The following is a 12329-nucleotide window of genomic DNA, read 5'->3' as shown; positions in this document are numbered from 1 at the left end:
CCCCCGCCCGCCGGACCCGCCGCCGTGCCGTCCGCCGCGTGTCCGCGCCGGCCGGCGCCCCCGCCCCGGCTGAGGAGCCCGCCGCGCCCGCGACGCCCGCCGCCGAGACCCCGCAGGCCGAGCCGACCGCCGAGCCGGAGGCCGCCGAGGCCCCGCAGCAGGCGCCCGAGGCCGACGAGGCCGAGGCCGCGCCGCGCCCCGCCGTCGCGGTGTTCCAGCCGCCCGTCTTCACCGAGCCGAAGTTCCAGACGCCGGAGCGCGCCGCCGCCGAGGCAGCCGCCGAGGCCACCGCCCCCGAGGAGCTCCCGGAGGAGACCGGCGGCCGTCGCCGTCGCCGCCGCCGGGGCAGCGCCCTCAGCGAGGACGACGCCGCCCGGACCACCGCCGCCCCGGAGCCCGCCGAGGCCTCCGAGGAGGAGCAGCCCGAGGAGGCCACCGCCGCCGCCGCCGAGGCCGAGGACGTCGACCACGGCGACGACACCGAGGAGAGCGGCTCCCGCCGCCGCCGTCGCCGCGGCGGCCGTCGCCGTCGCCGAGGGGAAGCCGCCGACAGCGAGGGCGGCGACACCGAGGACCTCGCCGCCGAGCAGGCCGAGCAGGACGCCGAGGACACCGCCGAGCAGGTCGAGGAGGACACCGAGGAGGCCACCGAGGCCGGCGGGTCCTCGGAGACCGCCGAGGACTCCCACGACTCCGGCGAAAGCCGCGACGAACACGGCACCGGCGGCTCCTCCAGCAGCCGTCGCCGTCGCCGCCGGCGTCGCCGCGCCGGTGACAGCGCCGTGGACGCCGAGCCGTCCGCCGACGACCCGGAGCGCACCGTCGTCAAGGTCCGCGAGCCGCGCCCGAAGAGCGAGCCGTCCGACGAGGTGCAGTCCATCAAGGGCTCCACGCGTCTGGAGGCGAAGAAGCAGCGCCGCCGCGAAGGCCGTGAGCAGGGCCGCCGCCGCGTCCCGATCATCACCGAGGCCGAGTTCCTCGCCCGCCGCGAGGCCGTCGAGCGCGTGATGGTCGTCCGCCAGCACGGCGACCGCACGCAGATCGGCGTCCTGGAGGACGGCGTGCTCGTCGAGCACTACGTCAACAAGGAGCAGGCCGTCTCCTACGTCGGCAACGTGTACCTGGGCAAGGTGCAGAACGTGCTGCCGTCGATGGAGGCCGCGTTCATCGACATCGGCAAGGGCCGCAACGCCGTCCTGTACGCCGGCGAGGTCAACTTCGAGGCCCTCGGCCTCGCCAACGGCCCGCGCCGTATCGAGACCGCGCTGAAGTCCGGCCAGTCCGTGCTGGTCCAGGTCACCAAGGACCCCATCGGACACAAGGGCGCCCGCCTGACCAGCCAGGTCTCCCTCCCGGGCCGCTACCTGGTGTACGTCCCCGAGGGCTCCATGACCGGCATCAGCCGCAAGCTGCCCGACACCGAGCGGGCCCGGCTGAAGACCATCCTGAAGAAGATCGTCCCCGAGGACGCGGGCGTCATCGTGCGCACCGCAGCCGAGGGCGCCAGCGAGGACGAGCTGCGCCGCGACGTCGAGCGTCTACAGGCGCAGTGGGAGGAGATCCAGAAGAAGTCGAAGAACGGCAACGCCCCGACGCTGCTGTACGGCGAGCCGGACATGACGGTCCGTGTCGTCCGCGACATCTTCAACGAGGACTTCTCCAAGGTCATCGTGAGCGGTGACGACGCCTGGCAGACCATCCACGGGTACGTCTCCCACGTGGCGCCCGACCTCGCCGACCGCCTCCAGCGGTGGACGAGCGACGTCGACGTGTTCGCCACGTACCGGGTCGACGAGCAGCTCGCCAAGGCGCTCGACCGCAAGGTCTGGCTGCCCAGCGGCGGCTCGCTGGTGATCGACCGGACCGAGGCGATGGTCGTCATCGACGTCAACACCGGCAAGTTCACCGGCCAGGGCGGCAACCTCGAGGAGACCGTCACCAGGAACAACCTGGAGGCGGCCGAGGAGATCGTCCGCCAGCTGCGGCTGCGCGACCTCGGCGGCATCATCGTCATCGACTTCATCGACATGGTCCTGGAGTCCAACCGGGACCTGGTGCTGCGGCGCCTGCTGGAGTGTCTGGGCCGGGACCGTACGAAGCACCAGGTGGCCGAGGTGACCTCGCTGGGCCTCGTGCAGATGACCCGCAAGCGGGTCGGCCAGGGTCTGCTGGAGTCGTTCTCGGAGACCTGCGTCCACTGCAACGGCCGCGGCGTCATCGTCCACATGGACCAGCCCGGCTCGCAGGGCGGCGGCGGCAAGCGCAAGAAGCGCGCGCGTGCCGGTGCCGGTGAGCACACGCACGAGCACGAGGCCGCCGCGGCCGTCGAGCCGGCCGAGACCGCCGAGCAGGAGGCGGAGACCGAGGCCGAGGTCGCCGCGGAGACCGCCGAGCCGGTCGCCCTGCCCGCGCCGGACTTCGCGCCGGACGAGGAGCTGTACAGCAGCGTCGCCGAGGCGGAGGCCGCCGCCGGCCGCCGTGGCCGCCGCCGCTCCGGACGCCGGGCCTCCGCGCCCGCCGGGGCGCCGAAGGCCGAGGCGCCGACCGCGCAGCAGGTGACCGCGCGGCAGGAGGCCGAGCGTCCCGTGCAGCCGGAGCCGGCCGCGGAGGCGCTCGCCGAGCCGCCGGCCGCCGAGGACGCGGTGGTCGCCGCCCCCGAGGCCCCGGCCGGCGAGGCGCCCGTGGCCGAGGAGGCCGCGCCGAAGGGCCGTACGCGCCGCCGGGCCACCCGCAAGGTGACCGCGCCGGCCGGTTCGCCCGCCGGTGCGGAGGCCGCCGTCGTGACGGTCCCGGAAACCGCTGCGGCCCCCGCCCAGGAGCCCGCGGCGGAGACGCCCGTCGAGGCCCCGCAGGCCGCGTCGCCGGCCGCCGAGCCGGAGGCGGAGCCGGCCGCGCCGGCCCGTCCGCGGCGCCGCGCGGTCCGCAAGGCCACCGCGCCCACGGCGCCGGTGGAAGCCGCCGTGGTGGTCCTGCCGGCCGAGCCGAAGACCGAGGCGCAGGAGCCCGAGGGCTCGGTGGCGGAGCAGGCCGCGGAGGAGGCCGAGCAGGCCCTCGCCGAGGCGAAGGAGGCCGCCGCCGAGGCCGCCGACGGCACCGACGGCGAGGCCGTCGAGGCCCCGGCGAAGAAGACGGCCGCCCGCAAGACGGCGAAGAAGGCCACCGCGAAGAAGGCCGCCACCAAGAAGACGGCGGCGGCCAAGAAGACCGCGGCGAAGAAGACGACGGCCAAGAAGGCGGCCAAGACCGCCAAGACGGCCGCCGCGAAGAAGACGGCCAAGAAGACCGTCTCCGCCTCCGCCGACGAGAGCTGAGCCGCAAGGCTTCGCACGTGCGGCCGGTCCCCGCGACCGGCCGCACACCTCGTCGGTACACCCCCCGAACCCGCGGGGGCCCGGTTTGACCGTGTCGGCCGGGGCCCCGTACCCTAGACCGTCGGCGTGTCCACTGCACACGCCACATCCCCGTAAACCTCTTCCTCCCGGGCACAGGGTTGGCCGGGAGAGGTCGCCCGCGTTCCGCGGGGCGGCTGGCCTGCGGGGGTCCGGTTCCCGAGCGAGAGAGTGAGATCCGCGTGTACGCCATCGTGCGCAGCGGTGGTCGCCAGCACAAGGTTGCTGTCGGCGACATCGTTGAGGTTGACAAGATTTCCACTGCCAAGGTTGGCGACACGGTCGAGCTCTCGACCCTGCTCGTTGTCGACGGCGACGCTGTGACCAGCGACCCGTGGGTGCTGGCCGGCATCAAGGTCCAGGCCGAGGTCGTGGACCACCACAAGGGCCAGAAGATCGACATTCTGCGCTACAAGAACAAGACCGGCTACCGCCGTCGTCAGGGCCACCGCCAGCAGTACACGGCGATCAAGGTCACGGCGATCCCCACGGCTGCGAAGTAAGGACTGAGGAGAGATGGCACACAAGAAGGGCGCATCGTCCACCCGGAACGGTCGCGACTCCAACGCCCAGCGTCTCGGCGTGAAGCGCTTCGGCGGTCAGGTCGTGAACGCGGGTGAGATCCTGGTCCGCCAGCGCGGCACCCACTTCCACCCGGGCGCCGGTGTGGGCCGTGGCGGCGACGACACGCTGTTCGCCCTGCAGGCCGGCGCGGTGCAGTTCGGCACCCACCGTGGCCGCAAGGTCGTGAACATCGTCCCGGTCGCCTGATCGGACACTTTCGCGAGGCGGACCTCACTTCCCCGGCGGGAAGGCGGGTCCGCCTTTCGCGTGTTGGACAGAAGACATTTCCGTACATTCTGGAGGCACTGCACCATGACCACCTTCGTGGACCGCGTCGAACTGCACGTCGCCGCGGGTAACGGAGGTCACGGCTGTGCCTCCGTCCACCGCGAGAAGTTCAAGCCGCTCGGCGGACCGGACGGCGGCAACGGCGGGCGCGGCGGCGATGTCATCCTCACCGTCGACCAGTCCGTGACCACGCTGCTCGACTACCACCACTCGCCGCACCGCAAGGCCACAAACGGCAAGCCCGGCGAGGGCGGCAACCGCTCCGGCAAGGACGGCCAGGACCTGATCCTGCCCGTGCCGGACGGCACCGTAGTCCTCGACAAGAAGGGCAACGTCCTCGCCGACCTGGTCGGCCAGGGCACCTCCTACATCGCCGCGCAGGGCGGCCGGGGCGGCCTCGGCAACGCCGCTCTCGCCTCCGCCCGCCGCAAGGCGCCCGGCTTCGCGCTGCTGGGCGAGCCGGGGGATGTGCAGGACATCGTCCTGGAGCTGAAGACCGTCGCCGACGTGGCCCTCGTCGGCTACCCCAGCGCCGGCAAGTCGTCCCTGATCTCGGTGCTGTCCGCGGCCCGCCCGAAGATCGCCGACTATCCCTTCACCACCCTGGTGCCCAACCTGGGCGTCGTCACCAGCGGCTCCACCGTCTACACCGTCGCCGACGTGCCCGGTCTGATCCCCGGCGCCAGCGAGGGCAAGGGCCTGGGGCTCGAGTTCCTGCGGCACGTGGAGCGTTGCAGCGTCCTCGTGCATGTGCTGGACACGGCCACCCTGGAGGCCGAACGCGACCCGGTCACCGACCTCGACGTCATCGAGGAGGAGCTGCGGCAGTACGGCGGCCTCGACAACCGTCCGCGCATCGTCGTCCTCAACAAGATCGACGTACCCGACGGGCGGGACCTCGCCGAGATGGTGCGGCCCGATCTGGAGGCGCGCGGCTACCGCGTCTTCGAGGTGTCCGCGGTGGCGCACACCGGCCTGAAGGAACTGTCGTACGCCCTCGGTGAGCTGGTGGCGAAGGCGCGGGCCGCGAAGCCCAAGGAGGAGGCCACGCGGATCGTCATCCGGCCGAAGGCCGTGGACGACGCCGGTTTCACCGTCACCCGCGAGGAGGTCGGCGGCGAGCCGCTGTTCCGGGTGCGCGGCGAGAAGCCCGAACGCTGGGTGCGGCAGACCGACTTCAACAACGACGAGGCCGTCGGCTATCTCGCGGACCGGCTCAACCGCCTCGGTGTCGAGGAGGAGCTGATGAAGGCCGGCGCCCGCGCCGGGGACGGCGTGGCGATCGGCCCCGAGGAGAACGCGGTCGTCTTCGACTGGGAGCCGTCGATGACGGCCGGTGCGGAGATGCTGGGCCGCCGCGGCGAGGACCACCGCTTCGAGGCGCCGCGCCCCGCGGTGCAGCGCCGCCGCGACAAGCAGGCCGAACGGGACGAGCTGGAGCGCGAGTTCGACGGCTTCGAGCCGTTCTGACGGCCGGCCCGTTTCTCTCCTGACACGGCGTGAGGGCCGGCCCCCCGAAGGGGACCGGCCCTCACGCATGTCCGGTGCTGCCGGCCGTCAGCGCTCCAGGAACGCGAACAGCTTCTCCCAGCGGTCCGTGATGGCCTGCGGCGAGAACCTCTGCACGTTCTCCCGAGCCAGTTCGCCCATACGGTCGCGCAGCTCCGCGTCCTCCATCAACCGGCCGAGCTGGCGTGCCAGTTCGGTGGTGTTGCCGAGGCGGGCGAGCAGGCCGTCCTCCCCGTCGTTGATGATCTCGCGGACGCCGGGCGCGCAGTCGAACGCCGCACACGGCACACCGGCCGCCATGGCCTCCAGCAGCGCCAGCGGGAAGCCCTCACCGCGCGAGGACTGCACGAACACGGACGCGCCGTGCAGGGCGCCCACCACGTCGTCGGTCTGGCCCATCCACTCCACGGAGCCGTCCAGGCCGAGCCGGGTGCACTGCGCCTTCAGCATGGCCTCGTCGGGGCCGGAGCCGTAGATCCGCAGCCGCCAGCCGGGGTGTTTCGGGGCGACCTCGGCCCACGTGTCCAGGAGCATGTCGACTCCCTTCTCGTGGCCGAGCCGGCCGATGCTGGCGACGACCTTCTCCGTCCGGGGCGACGGCGACTCCGGCATCAAGGGCAGCGGGTTCGGCATGTAGCCGACGTTGTTCATGCCCCGGTTGTTGACCCACAGATCGGCGTCCTCCTGCGTGAGCACCAGCAGGCGGTCGACGTTCTTGTAGTACTTCTGCACACGGTGGAAGCGGGAGGAACTCCGGGAGCCCTCGTACGACTCGTGGCTCATGCCGATGACGGGGTGGCCCGCCGTGTCGGCGATGGCCACCCACTCCATCGCCCACACCTGCGTGACGATGATCATGGCGCCGGGGCGGGCGGCGCGGAAGATCCGTGACAGCTTGTCGGCGGCGACCCTCATGCCCTCCTCGCGGGCCGCCTCCCGGCGGCGGGCGGCGAGGTTGGCGCGGTCGCGCAGGTTGCGCGGCTGCCAGCGGCTGGGGGGACGCACGTCGTACAGCGTCACCGTGTCGAACGGCGGGTTCTCGCCGAGGTCCATCGGGTGCTCCGGCGGCGCGATGCCCACGATGGTCACCCGGTGGCCGCGCTCCGCGAACAACCTGGCCACCAGGGTCTGCCAGCGGCCGACGCCGCCGAGCTCGTTGACCTCATTGCCCACGAAGATGATGTCGCGCTGTGTCATCGGGCTTCTCCCTGGCTGCCGAAGAAGCGGTCGACGATCCGGGCGGCGGCATCGCCCCGGTCGTACTCACCGAACTGGGTCATGAATTCCTTGAGCCGCCCCTCGTAGCCGGTGGTCAGGCCGTCGATGTCCGACAGGACCCCGAACAGCTCCTCCGCCGTGTCGACGACCGGGCCGGGTGCCTCCTCGCGCAGGTCGAAGTAGGTGCCGCGGCTGTTGTTGACGTAGTCGTCCCAGTCGTAGGTGAAGAACACCATCGGACGCTGCAGGAGCGAGTAGTCGAACATCACCGACGAGTAGTCCGTGATCATCACGTCCGACAGCAGCAGCACCGGCGTGATGTCGGGCTCGCCGCTGACGTTGACGACCCGGCCCTCGACGGACGGAGGCAGGGAGACGCTGTTGAGGTAGTGCGTACGGATCAGCAGCGTGAACGTGTCACCGAAGCGGTCCGCGAACTCCTCCACGTCGAACGGGAACTCGAAGTTGCGCACACCGCCGTGGCTGTTCGCGCGGAACGTCGGCGCGTACAGCACCACCGGCTTGTCGCGGCGGATGCCGAGCCGCTTCGCCAGCTCCTCCGCGGCCGGGTCCGGCGCCGCCGACTCACGCGCCCGCACCAGGGCGTCGTTGCGCGGGTAGCCGGTGCGCAGCAGCTTCTCGTCGGGCAGACGGTAGGCCCGAGCGAGGGTCTTCTCGTCGTGCTCGCCGCGGACGACGAAGTGGTCGAAGCGGTCGATGGCCTTCTGGTACGCCTGCTGCTCGTGCGCAGGCATGACCCGGGACTGCGGCTCGTCGAAGCCCATCCGCTTCAGCGCGGAGCCGTGCCACGTCTGGATGTACGTGGTCTCGGGGCGCTTGGCGAGCTTCAGCGGGAAGCCCTGGTTGTCGATCCAGAACTCGGCCTGCGCCAGCGCCCGCAGATACTGCCAGGACCAGCGCTGCACCAGCTCGACGTCCTTGGGGAAGCCGGTCGGCTTCGCCCCGGCGTACGACCAGATCGCCTTGACCGGGAGGTTCCGCCGCTTGATCTCCTCGTAGATCGCGCGCGGGCTGTCGCTGTACTGCTTGCCGAGGTGGCTCTCGAAGACCACCGTGCCCTTGCGGACCGGCAGCAGCTTGATCATCCGATGGTAGGCGTCGATCTTCGTCGGACCGGAGTTGAGGTCCTTGCGGACCTTCACGGCCTTGCGGAGCATCTTCTTCGCCGCCTCGGCGGGCGCGCTGTGCATGTTGTTCTGCACGAGCGCCGACGTGCGCTGGGCGAGCTTGCCGTGCTGGGCGAGCCGGAACGCGAGGTGCCCGTTGGCGGTGGAGTGCGGCTGGAGCCGGTCGGCCATCATGCGGCCCAGGCGCGGCCGGATACGGATCTCGCCGGCGCCCTCCAGGTCGGTCTGCCCGACGGTGAGCTTGCTGACGGTGGTCTCCCCGTCGACCTTCAGGTGCAGACGTACGTCCCACACGTCGTCGATGATGCCGACGGGGCGCAGCTTCTGCGCCAGCGGGGCGACGGTCTCCCAGGCGATGTGCTCGCCCTCGTGCCGGATCACCTTCACCGGGAAGCGGAACGACTGGAGGCTCTTGCGGCGGGCGCGGAACTCCAGCTCGGCCTCCAGGCGGGCGTCCGGCCCGATCACCCCGAGCGGGTTGACGACGGCACCCGCGAGGGCGACACCGGAGGCGTTCTCCACGTACCGGGTGACAGCGTTGCGCAGGGTGAGCTTGTGCACCGGACGGTCGTGGTAGCCCTGCTCGGTGACGTCGAGCACGGCGCGGCCCAGCGGGTCGTCCAGGTAGCGGTCGCACCAGAAGACACGGCCGTCCTTCAGCGCCAGCGGGCTGGAGACCTTGTTCTTGTTGGTGAGCGTGTCGATCGCCGGCATCAGCTGCTCCCAGTCCTCCTTCAGCAGGAGGTAGGCGCACAGCCGGTGGATCGGGGTCAGCTCCGCGTAGGCCTCCTCCGGGAAGTCCGCGATGTAGCCGCGGGCCATCTCGGCGAAACGGTGCCGGTAGTCGTCGTCGAGGAACGGCAGGTCCCGCAGGTACAGCACGAGGTCGTGCTTGAGGAACTTGCGGTCCTTGTGCAGCTTGAGGGCGTCGTGGCCCTGCGCGGCGAGGATGCGGTCGATCCGGCGGTGGATCTCCAGCCGGTCGGCGAAGTTGCGGATCTCGTTGCGCCGGTTGCTGATGGACTTCTCGGCGGCCTTCTCCACCACGTTCCAGTGGTAGACCGTGTTCGGGATCAGCGTGATCCTCGACGCGGCCAGGTAGGCCTGCGCGGAGAACAGCAGGTCCTCGTAGTGGATGCCGCGGGGGAAGGTCAGCTCGTTGTCGAGCAGGAAGTCACGCCGGTAGCACTTGTTGGTGGACAGGGTGTCGAAGACCAGCAGGTCGGGGATGTCGGCCACCGACTCGAACGTGCGGGTCTCCCGGTACAGCCACTGGTACCACTTCTGGGTCTTGCCCGTGCGGCTGTCGACGTGGACGCGCACGCACAGGCCGGACACCAGGTCCGCGCCGGTGCGCTCGGCGGCGTCGAGCATGTTGCGGCAGGCGTTCGGCTCCAGCGTGTCGTCGCTGTCGAGGAACATCACGTACCGGCCGCGGGCGACCTTGATGCCCTGGTTGCGGGGCTCGCCGCAGCCTCCGCTGTTCTCCGGCAGCTGGATCGCCCGAACCCGGTCGGAGGCGGCGGCCAGGCGTTGCGCGACCTCGTAGGAGCCGTCGGTGGAGCAGTCGTCGGCGACGATGACCTCGACGTTGTGGAGGGTCTGGTCGAGGACCGACTGCACCGCCGTCGGGAGACGTTCGGCGTCGTTGTAGACGATGACGACGACGCTGATGTCGGGCGTACTGTCGTGGTGCTGGGACACTGCAGCGGCTACCTCTGGTCAGTGGACGGTTATCGGGTCGGGCGCGGACGATGCCGGCCCGGGGGGCGGTGCGGGGGTGCGCTCCTCCAGCGGTATCACCGCGGGAAGGTCCTCGGGCTGTTCACCGAGGAAGACGCGCCGGACCACCCGTTCGGCTGCGTGCCCGTCGTCGAAATCACAGAACCTTTGCCGGAACGCGGTCCGGGCCGCGGCGGCCCTCTCGTCGCGCCACGCCCCCGAGGTGAGCACGTCGATCAGCTCGTCCTGGGTGGTGGCGACGGCGCCGGGGCCTTCCTTCAGGATGTCGAAGTAGGTGCCGCGCACGACCGAGTACGTCTCCCAGTCGTCCGCGAAGATCACGATGGGGCGGTCGAGGTTGGCGTAGTCGAACATCGCCGAGGAGTAGTCCGTGATCAGACCGTCCGCGGCGAGGTACAGCCGCTCGACCTCCGGGTGCCCGGAGACGTCGACGATCCGGCCGGCGGACTGCATGTCGGCCAGGCGGGGGGAGCTCTTGTAGAAGTAGTGGCCGCGCACCAGAAGCGTCACGTCGGGGCCGAGCCGCTCGGCGACCTTCGCCAGGTCCAGGCGGGGCACGAAGCTGTGCTGGTACTCGCGGTGCGTCGGCATGTACAGGAAGGCCGTGGTGTCCTCGGGGAGGCCCAGCTCGGCGCGGGCGCGGCGCACGTCCTCGGCGGTCGCGCGCAGCAGGATGTCGTTGCGCGGGTAGCCGGTCTCCAGGCTGGTGTACGAGCAGGGGTACACGCGCTCCCACACGGTGGTGGAGAACCGGTTGGAGCTGATGCTGTAGTCCCACCGGTCGCAGCGGCGCAGCAGCTTGTCGAAGTCCATGTCGGTGGATGCCGGGTACTTCTGCTGGTCCAGGCCCATCGACTTCAGCGGGGTGCCGTGGTGGGTCTGCACATGGATCTGCCCCGGACGCTTGACCACCGCGTCGGCGAAGTTCACGTTGTTCACGAGGTACTTGGCGCGGGCGAGCGCCGTCCAGTACTCCCGTGAGCCGACCGTCACGTAGTCGACGCCGTCGGGCACCTTGTCGACGGCGTCCGCGCGTACGGCCCACACCCGGCGGATGTGCGGGGCGAGCCGGCCGACCTCGGCGGCGATCGCCGCGGGGTTGCAGGAGACGCTGCGGTTCCAGTACGCCGCGAACAGGGCGAGGTTGTCGTCGATCGGCAGGCGAAGCTGCGAGTGGTAGAAGACGCCGAGCGCGCCGCGCCGGGAGCGGCGGACCGCGGCGGCGGCCCGCTTGCGGACCTTGCCTCGGACCCGTACGACGCGCAGCGCGCTGTTCATCGCCACCCAGGAACCGCGCTGGAGCAGCGCGTACTTGTGGCCCCAGGGGCCCGCCGGGCGCTTGAAGTTCTCGGGCAGTCGCCTGCGGTAGTCGGCGGAGGCCCGCTCGTAGAACTCGCCGCGGGCGGAGGCCGGGAGCCGGTCGGGGCGTTCCAGCAGGGTCAGGAAGTGGTTGACCATCTTGCGGAACAACTGCTCGCGCCAGCATGCGAATTCGGGGTGTTCGTCGACGAACGCGAAGACACGGTCGTACTGGTCGAAGATGTCGAAGTGCTTGCGGCTGGTGGTCTTCAGGATGTTGCCGCCCTCCCGGCGCTGCCGGTACAGCACGGCGACCCGGTCGAGCACGGCGATGCGCTCGGCGCTGATCAGGGTGGAGAACGTCCAGGGGGCGTCCTCGTAGTAGCCGGGCGGGAAGGTGAAGCCCCAGCGCTGGACGAAGTCGCGGCGGTAGGCCTTGTTCCAGACGATCTGCAACAGCTCCAGCAGCTGCGGCCGGTCGGCCAGGCGGAAGACGTCCGGGCCCTCCTGGCGGAGCAGCTCGGCGCGGGTGTTCGGCTGGATGCGGCCGTCCCAGTAGGAGCGCGCGTAGTCGTAGACGAGCACGTCCGGGTCGCCGGTGGCCTCCAGGCGGGCGGCGATCGCCGACAGCGCTCCATCGGTGAGGGTGTCGTCGCTGTCGAGGAACAGGACGTAGTCCCCGCGCGCCTGCTCCAGACCGGCGTTGCGGGCGCGCCCCAGACCCACGTTCTCCGTGAGGTGGATCACACGAACGCGGGAGTCCCTCCGTGCGTATTCGTCGAAGATGGCCCCGCAGCCGTCCGGCGAGCAGTCGTTCACCCCGATCAGCTCGAAGTCCGTGTAGTCCTGCCCGAGGACGGAGTCAAGACACTCAGCGAGGTAACCCTGCACCTTGTAAGCAGGGACGATGAGGGAGAGTCGGGGCATCCTTACAACCTGTTCGGGGGCTGGCCACGGGAGCGCGTGCGGGGTGACGGGCGTCCGCCTGCGGCCTGGAGGGGGCGCCGCAGTGCTCAGCGTAAAGGATTCACGCGGTGTCTCCGTGGCCGAGGTGGCGGGCCTGCGGGCGCCCGCGTCGTGGGTGTCGTACCTCATGTGAACGCGCGGATCCCGGTCCCGGACACGGAGATCACGGGGTATTGGCGCCCTATATCCGGATGGTCCGATTCGA

Annotated in this window: 7 protein-coding genes; 4 read left to right on the top strand and 3 right to left on the bottom strand. The window is 71.0% G+C overall.

The window, feature by feature from the left end; translation table 11 throughout:
- The 4 genes from MTQ10_RS04505 to obgE form a co-directional block, all read left to right on the top strand.
- Nucleotides 1-3311: Rne/Rng family ribonuclease (locus MTQ10_RS04505; protein WP_247462440.1), on the top strand; the 3311-nt coding region annotated here is incomplete at its 5' end.
- Between the two features lie 260 nt (nucleotides 3312-3571).
- Nucleotides 3572-3892 (top strand): 50S ribosomal protein L21, encoded by a 321-nt coding sequence (gene rplU / locus MTQ10_RS04500; RefSeq protein WP_071367434.1) that lies wholly within the window; start codon nucleotides 3572-3574, stop codon nucleotides 3890-3892.
- Nucleotides 3893-3905: 13 nt separating this feature from the next.
- Nucleotides 3906-4160: a 50S ribosomal protein L27 gene (gene rpmA, locus MTQ10_RS04495; RefSeq protein WP_110628143.1), complete on the top strand. Its 255-nt coding sequence runs from the start codon at nucleotides 3906-3908 to the stop codon at nucleotides 4158-4160.
- Between the two features lie 105 nt (nucleotides 4161-4265).
- Nucleotides 4266-5711, top strand: a complete 1446-nt coding sequence (obgE, locus tag MTQ10_RS04490) for a GTPase ObgE (RefSeq protein ID WP_247462438.1) — start codon at nucleotides 4266-4268, stop codon at nucleotides 5709-5711.
- 87 nt (nucleotides 5712-5798) lie between these two features.
- On the opposite strand, the gene MTQ10_RS04485 is transcribed toward obgE, so the two are convergent.
- From MTQ10_RS04485 to MTQ10_RS04475, 3 genes are read right to left on the bottom strand one after another with little or no spacing between them, the layout of a single operon-like run.
- A complete protein-coding gene (locus MTQ10_RS04485) occupies nucleotides 5799-6947 on the bottom strand; it encodes a glycosyltransferase family 4 protein (protein ID WP_247462436.1) in 1149 nt (382 codons plus the stop codon).
- Nucleotides 6944-9820 (bottom strand): bifunctional glycosyltransferase/CDP-glycerol:glycerophosphate glycerophosphotransferase, encoded by a 2877-nt coding sequence (locus tag MTQ10_RS04480; protein ID WP_247462433.1) that lies wholly within the window; start codon nucleotides 9818-9820, stop codon nucleotides 6944-6946. Before MTQ10_RS04480 ends, MTQ10_RS04485 begins: the two co-directional genes overlap by 4 nt.
- Before the next feature lie 18 nt (nucleotides 9821-9838).
- Nucleotides 9839-12085 (bottom strand): bifunctional glycosyltransferase/CDP-glycerol:glycerophosphate glycerophosphotransferase, encoded by a 2247-nt coding sequence (locus MTQ10_RS04475; protein WP_247462431.1) that lies wholly within the window; start codon nucleotides 12083-12085, stop codon nucleotides 9839-9841.
- Nucleotides 12086-12329 lie beyond the last annotated feature (244 nt).

The sequence above is a fragment of the Streptomyces sp. XM83C genome, from assembly GCF_023072675.1.
Lineage (GTDB): Bacteria > Actinomycetota > Actinomycetes > Streptomycetales > Streptomycetaceae > Streptomyces > Streptomyces thermocoprophilus.
Note: the sequence above shows the minus strand (reverse complement) of the source record. Positions and strands in the feature narration are given on the sequence as shown.